Source organism: Bradyrhizobium sp. USDA 327 (assembly GCF_041262065.1).
In the GTDB taxonomy this organism is placed as follows: domain Bacteria; phylum Pseudomonadota; class Alphaproteobacteria; order Rhizobiales; family Xanthobacteraceae; genus Bradyrhizobium; species Bradyrhizobium liaoningense.
In genome coordinates this window covers 2,855,225-2,871,998 of the sequence record NZ_JBGCCW010000001.1, presented here as the reverse complement: position 1 = coordinate 2,871,998, position 16,774 = coordinate 2,855,225, and the positions used below count along the sequence as shown (strand labels likewise).

General features: G+C 63.9%; 15 protein-coding genes and 1 tRNA gene. 11 read left to right on the top strand and 5 right to left on the bottom strand.

All coding sequences use genetic code 11. From position 1 onward, the window contains the following. Positions 1–15: 15 nt before the first annotated feature. From ABIA42_RS13180 to glmS, 3 genes are all read right to left on the bottom strand, one after another. Positions 16–873, bottom strand: a complete 858-nt coding sequence (locus ABIA42_RS13180) for a DUF1932 domain-containing protein (RefSeq protein ID WP_370113172.1) — start codon at positions 871–873, stop codon at positions 16–18. A gap of 101 nt (positions 874–974) precedes the next feature. Continuing rightward, positions 975–1,745: a DUF502 domain-containing protein gene (locus ABIA42_RS13175; protein ID WP_028178752.1), complete on the bottom strand. Its 771-nt coding sequence runs from the start codon at positions 1,743–1,745 to the stop codon at positions 975–977. 89 nt (positions 1,746–1,834) lie between these two features. Further along, positions 1,835–3,661, bottom strand: a complete 1,827-nt coding sequence (glmS, locus tag ABIA42_RS13170) for a glutamine--fructose-6-phosphate transaminase (isomerizing) (protein ID WP_271530656.1) — start codon at positions 3,659–3,661, stop codon at positions 1,835–1,837. 218 nt (positions 3,662–3,879) lie between these two features. Between glmS and ABIA42_RS13165 the strand changes: the two genes are divergently transcribed. Next, positions 3,880–4,098, top strand: coding sequence for a hypothetical protein (locus ABIA42_RS13165; protein WP_271530655.1), 219 nt, complete (start codon positions 3,880–3,882; stop codon positions 4,096–4,098). Positions 4,099–4,104: 6 nt separating this feature from the next. Here the strand turns inward: ABIA42_RS13165 and glmU are convergent, their stop codons facing one another. Further along, positions 4,105–5,460, bottom strand: a complete 1,356-nt coding sequence (gene glmU, locus ABIA42_RS13160; protein ID WP_370113175.1) for a bifunctional UDP-N-acetylglucosamine diphosphorylase/glucosamine-1-phosphate N-acetyltransferase GlmU — start codon at positions 5,458–5,460, stop codon at positions 4,105–4,107. A 175-nt stretch (positions 5,461–5,635) separates the two neighbouring features. Here glmU and ABIA42_RS13155 point away from each other — a divergent pair, with 175 nt between their 5' ends. From ABIA42_RS13155 to ABIA42_RS13140, 4 genes are all read left to right on the top strand, one after another. Continuing rightward, positions 5,636–7,030, top strand: coding sequence for a hypothetical protein (locus ABIA42_RS13155; protein ID WP_370113177.1), 1,395 nt, complete (start codon positions 5,636–5,638; stop codon positions 7,028–7,030). 308 nt (positions 7,031–7,338) lie between these two features. Then, positions 7,339–7,596, top strand: a complete 258-nt coding sequence (locus ABIA42_RS13150) for a hypothetical protein (RefSeq protein WP_370113179.1) — start codon at positions 7,339–7,341, stop codon at positions 7,594–7,596. A gap of 220 nt (positions 7,597–7,816) precedes the next feature. Continuing rightward, a complete protein-coding gene (locus ABIA42_RS13145) occupies positions 7,817–8,257 on the top strand; it encodes an MgtC/SapB family protein (RefSeq protein ID WP_028178747.1) in 441 nt (146 codons plus the stop codon). A gap of 95 nt (positions 8,258–8,352) precedes the next feature. After that, positions 8,353–8,733: a hypothetical protein gene (locus ABIA42_RS13140; RefSeq protein ID WP_124158252.1), complete on the top strand. Its 381-nt coding sequence runs from the start codon at positions 8,353–8,355 to the stop codon at positions 8,731–8,733. Here the strand turns inward: ABIA42_RS13140 and ABIA42_RS13135 are convergent. After that, positions 8,693–10,252 carry a beta-(1-6) glucans synthase gene (locus tag ABIA42_RS13135; protein WP_271530651.1) on the bottom strand — a complete coding sequence of 520 codons (1,560 nt, stop codon included), beginning with the start codon at positions 10,250–10,252 and terminating at the stop codon, positions 8,693–8,695. The genes ABIA42_RS13140 and ABIA42_RS13135 overlap by 41 nt on opposite strands. Before the next feature lie 330 nt (positions 10,253–10,582). Between ABIA42_RS13135 and ABIA42_RS13130 the strand changes: the two genes are divergently transcribed. The 6 genes from ABIA42_RS13130 (at position 10,583) to ABIA42_RS13105 (ending at position 16,771) form a co-directional block, all read left to right on the top strand. Next, positions 10,583–11,173 carry a beta-1-3, beta-1-6-glucan biosynthesis protein gene (locus tag ABIA42_RS13130; protein ID WP_271530650.1) on the top strand — a complete coding sequence of 197 codons (591 nt, stop codon included), beginning with the start codon at positions 10,583–10,585 and terminating at the stop codon, positions 11,171–11,173. Between the two features lie 212 nt (positions 11,174–11,385). Next, entirely contained in the window at positions 11,386–14,052 is a 2,667-nt protein-coding gene (locus ABIA42_RS13125; protein ID WP_370113182.1) for a glycosyltransferase, read from the top strand. Between the two features lie 297 nt (positions 14,053–14,349). Next, a tRNA-Lys gene (locus ABIA42_RS13120) sits at positions 14,350–14,425 on the top strand. A gap of 163 nt (positions 14,426–14,588) precedes the next feature. Continuing rightward, the gene (locus ABIA42_RS13115) at positions 14,589–15,284 is read left to right on the top strand and encodes a HipA family kinase (protein ID WP_370113184.1); all 696 of its coding nucleotides are present in this window, start codon (positions 14,589–14,591) and stop codon (positions 15,282–15,284) included. Between the two features lie 399 nt (positions 15,285–15,683). Further along, on the top strand, positions 15,684–16,355 hold the full coding sequence (locus ABIA42_RS13110; RefSeq protein ID WP_370113186.1) for a hypothetical protein: 672 nt from the start codon (positions 15,684–15,686) through the stop codon (positions 16,353–16,355). Positions 16,356–16,369: 14 nt separating this feature from the next. Beyond that, positions 16,370–16,771 carry a hypothetical protein gene (locus tag ABIA42_RS13105; RefSeq protein ID WP_370113188.1) on the top strand — a complete coding sequence of 134 codons (402 nt, stop codon included), beginning with the start codon at positions 16,370–16,372 and terminating at the stop codon, positions 16,769–16,771. Positions 16,772–16,774 lie beyond the last annotated feature (3 nt).

The window sequence follows — 16,774 nt, the reverse complement described above, 5'->3', positions numbered from 1 at the left end:
GCGAGAGGGCAACAGCTAGACTTGCGTCTTCGCGCTCTTTTCTGCGAAGGCCTTCATCAGTTCCGCATCCACCGCCTCGCTCTTAGCATCCTCGGCGAGATGCTCGAACCACCGCGCAAAGCCCTCGTAGATCTGGCTGGCGGGATGATCCGGGCCTAGGAAGCCGGAGATCTCCCGCATCTCCGCAACCCAGCGATGGGCCTTCGGAATCATGTCGGGCAGCGCGACTTCGAGCCGCGCCAGGATCGCCGGCTGGCTGAGCGCAAGCTCGTCGCGCAGCGCATCGGCCGCGCCCGCCTTCGTTGCCGCGATCACCATGGCCGAGCCGATGCCGGCGAGGCCCTTGACGATGCCGGCGTACGACATTTTCAGGGCCGACGCCGCGCCGACCGGGCCTTCGACGATCCGCACGTCGAGGCCGAGGTCCTTCAGCACGGCGACCTCCTTGGCGTGCTCGCCGGACATGTAGAAGGCCGGGCTCTTGCCGCCGGGCTGCGGCGGAAATCCGATGATGCCGGCATCGACGAACGGCGCCTGCGCCGAGCCGATGATCTCCTCGATCCTTTGCACCGTATCGACATTGACGGCGTTGCAGTCGACGACAACCGGCTTCTTTGCGCGCCGGACGATCAGCGACGCCAGGCGTTCGGCCAGCGCGACGGCTTCACCCGGCGGCACGATCGAGAGGATGATGTCGGCCTCAGCGATCGCCTCGTCATCGGCGCCGACCATGCCGGCGTCTGCCGCGCGTTTCAGCGTCGCCTCGCTGCGTCCCTTCAAGGAGGTCAGCACGCGCGCGCCGTGTTCGTTGAGTCGACGGGCCACGGCGCTGCCCATGGCACCGGGGGCGAGGATCGCAATGGTCTTGGACATCATGCACTCCAAATCGTTCCGAGCGAGGCGCTCGGTCAATCGGAGACTAGCAGATGACGAAAACGCCTGCGTGAACGCGGCCATCCCGCGGGGGAATGGCCCTACTCCGCCTTCGCAGGTTCGGGCTGGAGCTTGGAGGCATTGGCGATGCGCGCGGCATTCGCCACACCGGCAAGCGCCGCCGCCTTCTTCGGATCGGGGGCCGAGCCCGGCTGCACCACACCGGCCGACATGATCAGCGTCGCGGCGTCTTCGGTGCTGAGATCGACCTCGATGATCCTGCTCTTCGGCACATAGAAGAAGAAGCCGGTTGTCGGGTTTGGCGAGCACGGCAGGAACACCGAGACGTGCTCCTCCTGGCCCGGCAGGCTGCGCGCAATGTCCTCGTTCGGCGATTGCGAGATCAGCACGATCGACCACATGCCCGGCGAGGGAAACTCGACGAGGCCGACCTTGCGGAAGCTCGAGCCCTTGCCCGAGAACAGCGTCTCGAACACCTGCTTCAGGCCGCGATAGATGGCACGCACCGCCGGGATCCGGCCCAGAAACGTCTCGCCGACGTCGACCAGCGTCCGGCCGATCAGATTGGCCGCCAGGAAGCCGACCAGCGTCAGCGTGAAGAATGCGACGACCAATCCCCAGCCGGGAATGACGTAGGGCAGATAGGTTTCGGGTCGGTACGCCAGCGGCACGAAGGGTCGGACCACGCCGTCGACCCAGGTGACGAACCACCAGACCAGATACAGCGTGATCGCGATCGGCCCGGTCACGACGAGGCCGGTGAGGAAATAATTACGGAAGCGGCCCATCAGGCCGGTATGCGGTTCCGGGACGGGATCAAGAGGCGCAGGCGCGTCGTCGCGGGGGGTCATTCGGGTTCCAGGTCGGTCGCTAGCAACAAGCTAGGGTCTTCTAGCAGGTTTTGGAAGACCACGAAGCGACCGACCGATGTCCGTTTTGCCTATTCCACGGTCACCGATTTGGCGAGGTTGCGAGGCTGGTCGACGTCGGTGCCCATGACGACAGCCGTGTGATAGGCGAGCAGCTGCACGGGGACGGCATAGACCATCGGCGTGAAGGCCGCCGCCATGTCGGGCATGACGATGGTGACGAGGGACTCGACGGTCGCCTCCGCGGCGCCCTTGGCGTCCGTCATCAGGATGATGTTGCCGCCGCGTGCGGCGACCTCCTGCATGTTGGAGACGGTCTTTTCGAACACCCGGTCGTGGGGCGCGATGACGACGACCGGCATGGTCTCGTCGATCAGCGCGATCGGCCCGTGCTTGAGCTCGCCCGCGGCATAGCCTTCGGCGTGGATGTAGGAGATCTCCTTCAGCTTCAGCGCCCCTTCGAGCGCCAGCGGGAAGCTGGTGCCGCGACCGAGATAGAGCACGTCGCGCGACTTGGCGATCCGGTGCGCGAGCTTTTCGATCTGGGGCTCGGTGGTGAGCGCGTCTGCCATCAGGCGCGGGACCTCGACGAGGCCATGGACCAGCTTGGTCTCGTCCTCGTCGGACAATTCGCCTCTCGCCTTGCCGGCCGCAATCGCAAGGTTTGCCAGCACCATGAGCTGGCAGGTGAAAGCCTTGGTCGAGGCGACGCCGATCTCCGGTCCCGCCAGAGTTTGCAGCACGGTCTCGCTCTCGCGCGCGATCGTGGAGGTCGGCACGTTGACGACGGCGACCGTGTGCACGCCTTGTGCCTTGGCATAGCGCAGCGCGGCCAGGGTGTCGGCGGTCTCGCCGGACTGGGAGATGAAGATGGCGAGATCGCCCTTGCGCAAGGGCGCCTCGCGGTAGCGGAATTCGGACGCGACGTCGACCTCGACCGGCACGCGCGCAAAGCGCTCGAACCAGTACTTCGCGACGAAACCGGCATAGCTCGCGGTGCCGCACGCCGTGATGTTGATGCGCTGGATGGTCTTGAAGTCGAACGGAAGCTTGACCGGCAGCGCGACGCGCTCGGTCGCCATGTCGACGTAGCGCGCCAGCGTGTGGCCGACCACTTCCGGCTGCTCGTGGATCTCCTTTGCCATGAAGTGGCGGTAATTGGCCTTGTCGACCAGCGAGGTCGAGGCGGCGTGCCGGATCTTGTCGCGCTGGACGGTGTAGCCGTCCTTGTCGAAGATCGTCGCGCTCTTGCGGGTCAGCACCACCCAGTCGCCGTCTTCGAGATAGCTGATCGTGTCGGTGAACGGGCCGAGCGCGATGGCGTCGGAGCCGAGATACATCTCGCCGTCGCCGTAGCCGATCGCCAGTGGCGGTCCGTTGCGGGCCCCGATCATGAGGTCGTTGTCGCCGGAGAAGATGAAGCCGAGCGCGAAGGCGCCGCGCAGCCGCGCCAGCGTCAGCTTGACGGCTTCGACCGGCTTGTTGCCGCGTGCGAGCAAATCGTCGACGAGATGCAGCACGATCTCGGTGTCGGTCTCGGTGTGGAACACCGTGCCCTTCTTCTCGAGCTCCTCGCGCAGCTCGCGGAAATTCTCGATGATGCCGTTGTGAACGACGGCGACGCGCTCGGTCGCGTGCGGATGGGCATTGTTGACGGTCGGCTTGCCGTGGGTGGCCCAGCGCGTGTGGCCGATCCCGGTGGTGCCCTTCAGCGGCTCGGCTTCGAGCCGCTTCTCCAGGTTCTTCAGCTTGCCCTCGGCGCGGCGGCGCTCGAGGTGCGCACCTTCGAGCGTGGCGACGCCCGCGGAATCATAGCCGCGATATTCAAGACGTTTGAGCGAATCCACCAATTGCTCTGCAACCGGCTCGCGCCCGAGAATGCCGACAATCCCGCACATGCGGATCACTATCCCTCAAATCGTCGAAAAATCGCCTAAACGACGCGCTCAGTTTTTAGCGAAATTCCCCGCGGACCAGATACTCAATAATTATTGCCGATTGAGACAGCACCGGGCGCCCTGCGCTTCGCCTGCGTCGAATTGGCCGACCTTAAACCGCGCGCCTTAACTTGTTGTCAACAGATTTGACCAACGATCGCCCCAGGAGACACAAGGTCATGAAGGGCTCGTCCGACCGCAAAGGCCTGACATCGATGTCCGTCCGCGCCAGCGAGACCACGGGCACGCACCTTGCGCATTGGCCGCCTCCCCAGCGCGGCAAGGAAAGCAAGCCTGTCTTCGTCAAGCATGCGCAAGGCGAGCCGGTGAAGCGCGCCAAGCCGCGCGGCTGGCGCCTGACCCGCGCCATCTTCTCCGAATTCGCCGACGACGAGTAGCGCCGCTTACTTCTCCGGCTTCTTGCCGCCCGTCTTCATCTCACGATAGCGCGCCGCGCCGCCTTCCCTGATGACCTGCTGGTTGCGCTCCAGCGCCATCGCGTCGTCGGGTACATCCTTCGTGATCACCGAGCCGGAGCCGATATAGGCGCCGTTGCCGATTGTCACCGGCGCGACCAGCGAAGAGTTGGTGCCGACGAACGCGCCCTGCCCGATCACCGTCTTGTGCTTCTTGAAGCCGTCGTAGTTGCAGGTGATGGTGCCGGCACCGATGTTGGAGTTGGCACCAATGGTGGCATCGCCGATATAGGAGAGGTGGTTGACCTTGACGCCGGCCTCCAGCGTCGCCGCCTTGGTCTCCACGAAATTGCCGATGCGCGCGCCGTCGCCGAGCGAGGTGCCGGGACGAAGCCGCGCATAGGGCCCGATCGAGACGTTCTTGCCGAGGGTGCTCTGCACGATGTGCGAGAAGGAATGGATCACGGTGCCGTCCGCGATCGACACGCCGGGGCCGATCACCACGAACGGCTCGATGGTCACGTCCTTGCCGAACACGGTGTCTGCGGAGAGATAGACTGTCTCCGGCGCGATCAGTGTCACGCCGGCCTCCATCGCCGCCTTGCGCAAGCGTGCCTGGATCACGCCTTCCGCTTCGGCGAGCTGCGCCTTGGTGTTGATGCCGCGCACCTCGTCCTCGCTGGTCTCGATCACCACGGACTCCCATCCCTTTTCGCGGACGATTTCGACTGCGTCCGTCAGATAATATTCGCCCTTGGAATTCGCATTGCCGATCTGCCCGAGGATATCGAGCGCGCGGCGGCCGTCGATCGCCATCACGCCGGCGTTGCACAGATCGATCTTGCGCTCCTCCGCACTGGCGTCGGCCTGTTCGCGGATCGCGACCAGGCGGTCGCCCTCGACGATGAAGCGGCCGTAGCCGGTCGGGTCGGCGGCGCGAAAGCCGAGCGCGGCGATCGCTGCGCCGCTGGCGAGCGGCGCGCGCAGCCGCGCAAAGGTCTCGGCCGAGATCAGCGGCGTGTCGCCGAAGGCGATGAGGAGATCGTCAACACCGCGCGAGATCGCCTCGCGCGCCGCCAGCACCGCGTGCGCGGTGCCAAGGCGTTCGCTCTGCACGAAGGTGAGCGCGTCGGGGCGGATGCGCTTCGCTTCATCCGCGACCGCCTGGTGATCGGGGCCGATCACGACCGCGAGCGAGGTGCCGGCTCCCTTCGGTGCGGCGGCGAGCACATGGGCGAGCAGCGTCTGGGAAGCCACGGGATGCAGCACCTTCGGCAGGCTCGATCGCATGCGCGTGCCTTCACCGGCGGCGAGCACGATCGTGAGGCTGGAACGGGCGGTCATCGAGATCCTGTCAGATATAGCCGAATCAATTGGCGCGACGGGCAGCGAGCTCCCTCAGAAGCTATCGCCTTGCTACCCCCGCAAACGCCCGGAATTCAAGTGCGAGGCGCTTTTCCTGTTAATGTTCCCTGATTGATTCGGGGAAGCCCGGACCGGGGCTGGGCACTTAACGTACATGGCAAAGGATTCCGACCCACTGGCGGATGCCTTCGGCACCAAGGAGACCGGCGGGCTGTTCTCCGGACTTTTGGCGGAGGAAAGCGCGTTCGACCGTCGCATGATGTGGCGGCTTGGCTCGTGGGGCGCAGCGGCCGTGGGCGCGGTCGTCATCGCGGTGATGGCCAACCAGGCCCAGCTCGGCTGGCGGCGCGACCAGGCTGCCGCCGCCGATCTCGCGCGCCAGGCCGACCGGCTCCAGATGCTGACCAAGGAGAGCCAGAACGAGGCCCGCCGCCTCGCCGCCGCCATCGAGACGCTGAACACCGATCGCGACCGGCTCTATTCGCGCGTCACCGTGCTGGAGCAAGGGCTCGATTCCGTCACCGGCGCCATTGCAAAGCAGACCGCCACGCCGCAGCAGGGCGCGAAGCCGCAGGACCCGGCACCCGCAGCTCCCAGCGTCGCGCCGGTCGCCTCGACCCCAGCTCCGGCGAACGACAAGCCGCGCACGGAAGCTGCCAAGGATTCTCAGAAGGACACCCCGAAGGAAGCGCTCAAGGAGCTGCCAAGCCCACCGCCGCAGACCGCGGCCGCCGCCTCGCTCGTGCAACAGACGCCGGCAATGAACCCGGCGCTGCCGGCCATTCCGCTGGTGCAGTCGAAGCCGCTCGTGGCGCCGCCGGATTCGTCCGCATCGAAACTGATTCAACCCGAGGCAGCTGAGAAGACCGCCGAGAAGAAAGCCGAGCCGGCGCCCGCCCCGACCGAGGTCGTTGCGGCAGCACCAAAGCCACCGGAAGCAGCCGAGAACGAATCCCCTGCGATCGCGGTTCAGCAGACGCGTTTTGCGATCGATCTCGGCGGCGCCAACTCGATCGACGGCCTGCGCGCGCTCTGGCGCGGCCTGACCAAGTCCAATCCGGAGATCGCGGCGCTGCGGCCGATCATCATGATCAAGGAAGGCACCACCGGCCTCGGCATGCAGCTCCGCTTGGGGGCCGGCCCCCTGGTCAACGCCGCCGTCGCCGCGAAATTCTGCGCGAGCCTCGCCGAGAACGACCGTCACTGCGAGACCACCGTGTTCGACGGTCAGCGCCTGTCGATGCGTGGCGGCCAGGAAAAGGGACAAGAGAAGGGCCAGGAAAAGGGCCCAGATAAAGCGCAAGAGAAGACCCAGGACAGGGTTCAAGAGAAGAGCCCGGAGAAGAATCAGGACGCGGTGCCGCAAGCCGAAGCTGCGCCGAGCGCAAAGCCCGAGAAGCCGCAGCGCCGCCGCAACTACTCCTCGAAACGATCGAAGCGCGAGGAGCCCGCGCCCGCTCCCGCGGCGCAGCCGGCGCCGGCGCCGGCGAAACCGGAGGCAGCATCGACGTCTGCGGGATCGACGCTGTCGTCTTTCTTCAGACGCTAGAGAGCATGATCCGGAAAAGTGCGCAGCGGTTTTCCCTCGCGACAAACGCGGAACGCGTTTGCGCGGAGATCATGCTCAATCAACACCCTAGCGCGCGATGACGATCCATCCCAATCTCATCGCGCTTAGGACTCCGCTTCCACCTGAACGCGCCGTGAATGACGGCATCTCATCGCGCGCGCAGGCGGACTCAATTTTCAGCCCGTCATCGAAACCAGCTGCCGACTGCCAAGTTATCCCGGTCGTGAACCGGAGCGGCCGACAGGCAGAAGCACTCGTGCCCGCCTCCATGACCAAGGGAGCCACGCGTGAAGACATTCATCATCGCAACGGCCGCTGTTCTCGCGGCGTCCTCGGCGCTTGCGCAGACGACAAAATCCCCGGGCGCTTCGAGCAACGCGCCGGGTCAACAGATGCAGAACACGACGAAGCCTTCGACAGGTTCCGGCGCCTCCGAATACGCGCCGGGTCATCAGACCAATACAACTGCCGGACCGGGCCACTCGGAAAGTGCGCCCGGACAAAAGATGCAGAACACCACGGGTTCGAGCACCACAAGGAAGTGACGGTGCGAGGCCAAAGTCGTCAACTCTGGCAGACGGCGCCGACCTACCCGGCCGGCGCCGTCGCGCTGTGAGAGAAGGCCCGCACCGGACGATTCCGATGATCGCTCGGCCTTGCATGCGACCAACGGACGCTTGGACGTGAGCCGCTCTTTCGCAGCAAGCTTGTAGTCATTTCCGGCGCAATCCAAATGTCGCGCTGCTTCCGAACTCGTGGGTTCTGATGAACGAACTGGATGATGTCCTGAGGCTTCTCGTCGCGGCCGGAACAGGGCTGCTGATCGGCATCGATCGCGACATGAACGACAAGCCGGTGGGGATGCGGACCCTGGCGCTGGTCGCTCTCGGCTCGGCGCTGGTTTCGATCTCCGTGATCGAGTTCCAGAACCTGCGCGACCACCCGGATGCGATCTCCAGGGTGATTCAGGGCGTCGTTGCCGGCGTGTTGACCGGCGTCGGCTTCATCGGGGCCGGCGTCATCCTGCACGACGCCAAGGCGAAGACGGTTCACGGCCTCACCACGGCCGCAACGGTCTGGATCGCGGCCGGCCTCGGCATTGCCTGCGCGTTGGGAGCCTGGCTGCTCGTCGGAGCAGCCATCGCGGTGACGTTGCTCGTGCTGTTCGTTCTGGGCTGGGTCGAGCGCCGGCTGGGGTTGAAATAGTCCTGGCGTCGGCAGGAGACGTCCGCCCATATCGGATCAACAGAAACGTCGCCTGCCCTGTTGCCTGCCCGCGCCATCCCGACCATATTGCGCCCATGACAAAAAAGCCCTTTCGCCTCACGCCCTACCAGGTGCAGTTCCTGATCGTCGTCGGCTTCCTCTCCGTCGGCTATGCCAGTTACTTGCGCTATCTCGGCATCGAGCTCTCGACAGTCGCGCTTGCGTGCGACGCCGGCCTGCAGACCGCAATCTGCAAGGCGCGTTCGGTCGCGACCGTCCTGTTCAAGAATTCGGTGTTCGGCATCGTCGCGCTGGTGGTGGCGACGCTGAACCTGATGCGGCCGTCGATCGTGCTGCTCACCGTCGGCATCGTCGCCGCCGGCCTCGGCATCGTGCTCTACAACGTGGTGCTGTCCGGCCTTGCGATCGGCCTGTTCATTCTTGGGTTTGCTCGGCCCGCGCCCGCCACAGCGTGAGGGCGAACAACAGATAGATCGCGCAGGTCCACAGCGACTGCCAATTGTCGCGGCCCTCGTTGACCAGCACATAGGCGGCCGAAAGCGTCAGCACGCCCGCGAACACCGCTTCCGCGATCGGACGCTGGCCGATCTGCGGCCGGTTCAGCATCAGCAGCGCAAACGGCACCACCGCCATCGTCAGCGCGGCGTAGGGAAAATCCTTGTAGCGCGGGTCGAACACGAAGCCGAGCGCGGTTTGCGCCGCGATCACGGCCGTGACCGCCAGCGTCAGGCCGAGCACCGCGGTGAGCTTCGACCATTTCCGGCCCTCGCGCGGGCCGAGCAGATCGAGGAAAGTCGGAAGGCTGCGGCCGATCACCATCGCCTGCGCGCAGAAGATCGGCGACAGGATGCCGGCGAGCAGCAGCGCGCCCCACAGCAGCCAGCCGCCGATGCCGTAGCTCTCGTAGTACATCTTGTCGATGCCGATGCCGAGCAGGATGCCCGCCGTCGTCGCGGAGATGCCGACGCCGAGCCAGGCCGAAAAGCGCGGCGTCCACGGCCGCCGGCGCAGCGTGATCATCGCGACCGCGAACACCAGCACGCTGAGGCCCATGCCGGCGCCCATGTACCATTTCCAGTACGGGAAATTGCTGATCGGCTGGCCGGGCGGATATTTCAGGTTTCGCCGCACCGAGTCGTACAGGCCCCAATAGCCGCCGACGGTGCCTTCCAGCTTGCGCTTCCACGGCTGGTCGTAGGACTCGATCAGATTGACGCGGAACTTCTGCGTCTTCGCAAGGCTCAGGATTTCCGAGACGACGCGCGCCTGGTTGGTCCGCGACGGCAGCGCGCCGTCGCGCATCCGGCCCTCGCTCGGCCAGCCGGTCTCGCCGATCAGGATCTCCTTGCCGGGAAACGCCACCGCCATGCGCTCGCGGATCGCCCCGACATGGGCGGCGGCGAATTTCGCCCTGACGGGGAAATCCTCCCAATAGGGCAGGATGTGGATCGTGACGAAGTCGACGGCGTCATAGACCTCGCGGTTCTTCAGCCAGTATTCCCAGACATCGGCATAGGTCACGGGCACGCTGACCTGCGCCTTCACCGAGCGGATGATCGAGATGAGGTCCGCCGTCGTCATCTCGCCGCGCAGCAGCACCTCGTTGCCGACGATCACCGCGCTGATGATGTCGGGGAATTCCTTGGTGAGGCGAACGGCGAGCGCGGCCTGCTCGAAATTCTTGGTGCGGTTGCTGGACAGCCAGATGCCCTGGAGCACCTTCAGCCCGCCGACCTTGGCGGCAACCGCCGGCACCTGGTCGAGCCCGTTCTCCATCGAATAGGTGCGAATGCAGTCGGTGATCTGCCTGAGCTGGCGCAGGTCCTGCTCGATCTGGTCGGCCTCGATATGGGTCCATGCGTCCAGCGGCGACTGCTCGCCGCGGAACGGCGCGTAGGAGACGCACTGGACCTTGTCGGCGGGGTCGATCGGGGCGCGCGCGAGCGTGATCGGCGTGGCAAGCCACCACCACACGGCAGCGATCGCACCCAATGAAACGAGCAGAAGCGCCAGTGGCGTACGAAGAGAAATCGGTTCCGTCCTCCGCGAAGGGTCCGTCGATTACCTGCTCGCACGCCTTCTGCCAAGGGGTAACAGGCGACCGACCCGCTCCTCACCCTGCGGAATTTGGCTGCGGCCGTTCGGCCGTGGGCTAGGATCGTGACTTTGCTGGACAAAATTCGAAATACAGGTCATGGGATTCGACGGGAATTTTCCGCCGCATTGGAGACCCATTTGGACGCCATCAGCTAGCGCGTCCGCGAGGTCTCGGCGCGGACGGTCAGCGGATATATTGGGGAATTCATGCGGCAACGGGTGTTCGAGTTACGAAATGCGGTCCTGCGGCAGTTCGCCGCCACCTTGGCCGTCTCCTCCTTGCTCGTTCTGATTGGTGTCGGCGGCGCCTCCGCCCAGAGCGGCACACCGGCCCCTGACCAGGGCAAGGCGGCCGCCCAGCCCGCCGATGCCGCCAAGGACGCAGCCCAGAATCAGCGCCGCACCGACGAGTTCGCGGAAGCGGCGCAGGTCATCAACGGCCCGGCCGGCAACCCCGAATGCGTCTGGCTCGGCCGGCGCGTGGTGCGGCTGATGTGGCGGGACGACCTCGATACCGCGTTCCGCCATCTCGACCTCTACGACCGCTTCGGCTGTCCCGGCGGCCACATCCAGGCCGCGTTCCGCTGCCTGACCCGGTTCGGTGGCCAGATCGATCCGAAGGTCGCCGAGACCCTGGACAGCCGCGTGCACGCGTGTTGGATCAACCCGAACGCCCAGCCGCAGCAGGCGGCCGCGGCCTCCCCGCCGGCAGCGCCGGCCGCAGGCAACTCCCCGGCACCGCAGCCGGCGGCGAGCCCCTCGCCTGCGGCAAGCCCGTCCCCGGCGCCCGCGAAATAGCCGCGATCGTTTCAGCTGCCGTTCAGGAACGATCGGCGATAGAGACGGTTGGCACTGCCACGCATCCCAAAAGGCATGCCCTCATAAGGACATGAGGCCATGACAGTTGTGAAACCGCGCGGCAGAGGTATGCTCCCTTTGCCGCGGACTCGGTCGGATCTAGGGGTCGGATCCGCTTCCCTGCCACCTCAGCCCCTTTTGGTTTAGCCGCGATGCGCGTTGTCGCCGCCGTTCTGTTGCTCGTGTCTGCACTCCATGCAGGAGTCTGGGGGGTCTTGCGCGACAAGGAACCCGCGCCTGACTTCAAGGGCCTCCTGCCCAGCGTTTCCTACGCCCCGTTCGAAGGCTCGGCCCATCCCGACATCGACAACATCCCGACCGTCGAGAAAATCCGCGCCGACCTGAAGACGCTGTCGACCATGACGCGCGCGATCCGCCTCTATTCGTCCACGGGCGGCGTGGAACTGGTGCCGCCGATCGCGGCCGAGTTCGGCCTCAAGGTCACCGTCGGCGCCTGGATCGACAAGGACAAGGATCGCAACGAGCGCGAGATCAAGGCCGCCATCGAGCTCGCGCGCAAGAACAGCAACGTCGTCGGCGTCGTCGTCGGCAACGAGGTGATCTACCGCGGCGAGCAGAAGGTCGAAAACCTCATCGACATGATCAAGAAGGTGAAGGGCGCGGTCCGCGTGCCCGTGACCACCGGCGAGATCTGGAACATCTGGCGCGACAATCCCGACCTTGCCTCCAACGTCGATTTCATCGCCGCCCACGTGCTGCCCTATTGGGAAAACTTCCGCTCGGACCAGGCGGTGGACCAGGCCGTCGATCGCTACAACCTGCTGCGCAACCTGTTCCCCGGCAAGCGCATCGTGATCGCCGAGTTCGGCTGGCCGAGCCAGGGCTACAACCTGCGCAACGCCGACCCGGGTCCGTTCCAGCAGGCGGTGATCCTGCGCGACTTCGTCACCCGTGCCGAGGCCATCGGCATGGAATACAACATCGTCGAAGCCATCGATCAGCCCTGGAAGTTCTTCGAAGGCGGCGTCGGTCCGTACTGGGGCATCCTCAACGCCAGCCGCGAGCCGAAATTCGCCTGGACCGGCCCGGTGGAGAATCCCGACTATTGGAAGCTGATGGGCATCGCGCTGCTGGTCGGCATCCTGCTGTCGCTGCCGATCCTGCGGATCCAGAAAGCGACCGCGAAGCAGGCCTTCCTGCTCTCGGCGACCGCCAACGGCGTCGGCGCCTGGGCCGCGACCGTGTTCGCCTTCTGGAACAGCCACTATTTCATCTTCGGCTCGGCCTTCGCGCTGACGCTCGGCATGATCCTCCTTGTTCCTCTTGTTCTCATTGCGATGGCGCGCATCGACGAGATCGCCGCGGTCGCCTTCGGCCGGCCGCCGCAGCGGCTTCTCACTAAGAGCAAGCCGGTCGAGAACGTGCCGGAGAGTTACTATCCGAAGGTCTCGATCCATATCCCGGCGTACTTCGAGCCGGTCGACATGCTCAAGCAGACGCTGGATGCGCTGTCGCGGCTGAACTATCCGAACTACGAATGCGTGGTCATCATCAACAACACGCCGGATCCCGCCTTCTGGCAGCCGATCCAGGACCATTGCCGCGCGCTCGGTGAACGCTTCAAGTTCATCAACGCCGAGAAGGTGCAGGGCTTCAAGGCCGGCGCGCTGCGCATCGCGATGGACCGCACCGCCGCCGATGCCGAGATCATCGGCATCCTCGATGCCGACTATGTCGTCGAGCCCGACTGGCTCAAGGACCTCGTGCCGGCCTTCGCCGATCCGCGCGTCGGCCTCGTGCAGGCGCCGCAGGAGCATCGCGACGGCGACCTGTCGATCATGCACTACATCATGAACGGCGAATATGCCGGCTTCTTCGACATCGGCATGGTCCAGCGCAACGAGGCCAACGCCATCATCGTGCACGGCACGATGTGCCTGATCCGCCGCGCCGCGATGGACATGGCCGGCGGCTGGTCGAGCGACACGATCTGCGAGGATAGCGATCTCGGCCTTGCGATCCAGGAGCTCGGCTGGACCACCCACTACACCAACACCCGCTATGGCGCGGGCCTGCTGCCGGATACCTACGAGGCCTTCAAGAAGCAGCGACACCGCTGGGCCTATGGCGGCCTGCAGATCGTGAAGAAGCACTGGCGCCGCTTCCTGCCGGGCGCGAGCCGGCTCACCTCCGACCAGAAGCGCGAATACGGCCTCGGCTGGCTGAACTGGCTGGGTGCCGAAAGCCTCGGCGTGGTCGTGGCGCTGCTCAACCTCGTCTGGGTGCCGATCGTCGCCTTCGCCGACATCGCCATTCCCGACAAGATCCTGACGCTGCCGATCATCGGCGCCTTCGTCGTCTCGCTGGCGCACTTCCTGTCGATGTACCGCGCCCGCGTCGCGATCAAGCCGGGCCAGATGCTGGGCGCGATGATCGCGGCGATGAGCGTGCAGTGGACGGTGTCGCGCGCGGTGGCGCAGGGCCTGATCACCGAGCACATCGCGTTCGCCCGCACCTCCAAGGGCGGCCTCAGCAGGATGTCGATCGAGTTCCAGGCGTTCTGGGAAGCCGTGATCGGCTCCCTGCTCTTGATCGGCGCCGGCGTGCTGGTCGCCTCCAACAGCTTCCGGCAGATCACCGAGATCTACATCTTTGCCGGCGTGCTGGTGCTGCAGAGCCTGCCGTTCCTGGCCGCGGTCGCCATCGCCATCCTCGAACTCAGCCGGATCAATTCATTCCAGTTCTGGCGCGACAGCGCGATCCGCACCGCCGAGCTGATCGGCCTCCGCCCGGTCGCCCTGCCGCCCGTGGGCGCGCCGCAAGCCGTGCCGAGCGAGGTGCGGCGGGAGACGAACTGACGGGCGGGAGGCCATCCTCGCTGTTCGGCGTGGATGGCGTCCCGCCAATCAGGTTGAGATTCCCGACCTAACCAGCGGAAGCAGCGAGCGAATCCCCGCTCCTGCCATGAACTTCGGTAGCCACCCGCACTATTGACCTCCGCGGCCACTCCCCCTACACAGCGCGGGCCGAGAGCATGATCCGGAAACAGCCGGTTTTTCCCCGCGACGCAAGCTTAAGAAAGCGCAGCGGCAAGACATGCTTCTCGAATGTCCGACCACGATGGCAATCTCTTTCGAAGCCATCAGCGGCCATGGGAGCGCGTAGCTCAGCCGGTAGAGCACGTGACTTTTAATCACGGGGTCCTGGGTTCGAGCCCCAGCGCGCTCACCAAGCTAAGTCAAAGACTTACACCTAGTTTTAGACCATCGATAACTCTAGATATTTCGTTGGGGCCACATCCGGGGCCACTTCCGTGAAAATCGTAATGCGCAACGCATAGCCACTTGTCCGCAGCCGCTGGTTGCGAAAGAATTGTGTTTCGGGGGGATTTTGAATGGATGATTCAGTCACGGGAGAAGATTTGCGGGCACCGTCCGCCCCAGCGAAAGCATCTATTGGGAAAGGACGTCTTTTGCTCGGAGCTACTGCGTTCAAGGATGCGGGCATTCCGAATCTGGGTGATACGTACAGAGCGCAAATTCTAACGGCTAATGGCGTCCGCGCTGCCATCGTGAAGGATATCCCTCTACGAGAGTTGGCAAACGAGATCATGGCGGCCACTTTGGCCTCGGCGCTTGGCCTACCCACTCCGCCGGCCTTTATCGTTGCCGCGACCGAAAGCGTGCTGGTGACCAGGTACGCCCCCAAGGTGGACAAGGTCAGCTTCCTTTTTGGCAGCGCTGATCTTTCGTCACCCTCGGTCGCTCAAATAATAAACACCAAGATGGGTCTTGATTTAGCTGCTCTGCGGCGTGTGATCGACGCACTGGTTAAAAGTGGCCGACTTGGTAGTCTCTATGGTTTCGACGCTTGGGCCGCAAATATCGACCGCCACCCCGGCAACATATTGTTGGCATTCGATGCTTTGCCTTGGCTTATCGATCACGGCCGCTGCTTCACCGGACAGAATTGGGTACCGAACGACTTGGTGGCGGACCGCTCGTTCGTAAGTCGCTTGAAAGGTTGGCTAACACCCAAATTGTCGGCATCTCAAAAGCGGAATACGCCAAAGAGGTCAACGCACTTGTAGCAAGGATCGCCACGATCGATGTACGCGAAGTCGCCACCGTGAACGGCCTACCTGAGTTGTACGGCGATACGGACTTCAACGCCTTGGTGACGTTTCTTTGCGATCGTGCGGGACACACTGAGCGAATTGCGGCTGATACACTTGATCTGGTGATCTAGAATGCGACCATTCGCAATTGCCGATTTTCCATCATCGGAGCGCTTCATACGAGCCAGATGGGCTCCCGTACTTCTGCGTCCTATTCTCGGATCACCGGAGCAGGTCATTGTAGGCGTCGCCGCCGTTAACGATTCTGGATTTCACCTCGAAAGAGCTTCCGACTTGTTTCGGCTGGAATGTCTGCTGGGGAATGAGGCTCCAGTTGCAATCCTCGCGGCGAATGCCGGCTTAGATGCTCTCATGGCCGATCTCTCGGCTCGATCTCTAGAAGCGCTCTCGGACTACCGGCCCGTGTTCTCTGGTGTAGCGATCGGCGAGCTACGGGACGCAGAGGGCGAGTCCCTACAAGCAATAGCCAAGTCATGGCTTTCATCGCTGTCATCTCTCTCGTCTCGCGAAACGCAGGCCTCGCCAAGTCGTAAGGCCGTTGCCGTCGACAGCGCCGGAGTCTCGCCACAGAGAGATCGCCTGCCCCTACTGGTTCTTGAATACATGAAGGCGAAACGCCCTGACGCCGACAAATTTTTCAGCCGCGAGATTCGAGAACAAAAGCCGGAGTCTACTAACGCCTCCGCAGACAAAATCGATTATTCGGGGTCCAAGATTGTTGCAAATTTTGGTGCTTTGCTTGTCAACCAGCACAAGCGGTCGGTCCTTCGCATCACCAAGGGGCTATGGGATCTGAAGGTCGACCGGGACAGCGAGAAGAAGGGCTGGACAAAGCGCGATCACGAAATGCTCATCCAGCATCCGCCTTTAAACGATCCGCAATTCACACAGAAGCAACTCGACACCATGGGAGAGGCGCTCTCCCAGTTGGAGAAGCAAGCCGATCAAGAGGAGATCCGCTTGCGGTCGATGCATTCTGTTTCGGAAATTGGCGAGCACCTACTCCATCGAGAGGCCGCCTGAGTTTGAGCAATCGAATGCGCGTTTACCTCATCAGCCTAATGTGCCCGCTGATCGCAACTGTTGCTCAAGCGCAAGAGATTTCGGCCATTTGCAGATATGAATATTCGATCGATGATCAGGGCAAAAAGAGCGACACGGCCGGCGAGTTCTCCCTGAAGGCGACTTACATGCTGCCAGCCGGCAAGCCGCTCAATGTGCAGCTACGGACCACGAAGGCGCCATGCTTCGATTTCTTAGCAACGGGCGACGATATGCGGATTGAAGGTGGCTGCGTCCGCATGCTCGAAAAGATGAAAGTTTATCACCGCTTTACAATCGACCGTGTGAGCGGTTCGTTCGAAGAGAGCGTGCAATTCAATGACAAGGCTGGGTTAATCCACTATGGGCGATGCACCCCGGCGCGGCCTTTGCTTTGATGT

Excerpts from the sequence above, each read along its gene's own strand:
- ABIA42_RS13180 (WP_370113172.1), bottom strand. The coding sequence starts at position 873 with ATGTCCAAGACCATTGCGATCCTCGCCCCCGGTGCCATGGGCAGCGCC.
- ABIA42_RS13175 (WP_028178752.1), bottom strand. The coding sequence starts at position 1,745 with ATGACCCCCCGCGACGACGCGCCTGCGCCTCTTGATCCCGTCCCGGAA.
- glmS (WP_271530656.1), bottom strand. The coding sequence starts at position 3,661 with ATGTGCGGGATTGTCGGCATTCTCGGGCGCGAGCCGGTTGCAGAGCAA.
- ABIA42_RS13165 (WP_271530655.1), top strand. The coding sequence starts at position 3,880 with ATGAAGGGCTCGTCCGACCGCAAAGGCCTGACATCGATGTCCGTCCGC.
- glmU (WP_370113175.1), bottom strand. The coding sequence starts at position 5,460 with ATGACCGCCCGTTCCAGCCTCACGATCGTGCTCGCCGCCGGTGAAGGC.
- ABIA42_RS13155 (WP_370113177.1), top strand. The coding sequence starts at position 5,636 with ATGGCAAAGGATTCCGACCCACTGGCGGATGCCTTCGGCACCAAGGAG.
- ABIA42_RS13145 (WP_028178747.1), top strand. The coding sequence starts at position 7,817 with ATGAACGAACTGGATGATGTCCTGAGGCTTCTCGTCGCGGCCGGAACA.
- ABIA42_RS13140 (WP_124158252.1), top strand. The coding sequence starts at position 8,353 with ATGACAAAAAAGCCCTTTCGCCTCACGCCCTACCAGGTGCAGTTCCTG.
- ABIA42_RS13130 (WP_271530650.1), top strand. The coding sequence starts at position 10,583 with ATGCGGCAACGGGTGTTCGAGTTACGAAATGCGGTCCTGCGGCAGTTC.
- ABIA42_RS13125 (WP_370113182.1), top strand. The coding sequence starts at position 11,386 with ATGCGCGTTGTCGCCGCCGTTCTGTTGCTCGTGTCTGCACTCCATGCA.
- ABIA42_RS13115 (WP_370113184.1), top strand. The coding sequence starts at position 14,589 with ATGGATGATTCAGTCACGGGAGAAGATTTGCGGGCACCGTCCGCCCCA.
- ABIA42_RS13110 (WP_370113186.1), top strand. The coding sequence starts at position 15,684 with ATGGCCGATCTCTCGGCTCGATCTCTAGAAGCGCTCTCGGACTACCGG.
- ABIA42_RS13105 (WP_370113188.1), top strand. The coding sequence starts at position 16,370 with ATGCGCGTTTACCTCATCAGCCTAATGTGCCCGCTGATCGCAACTGTT.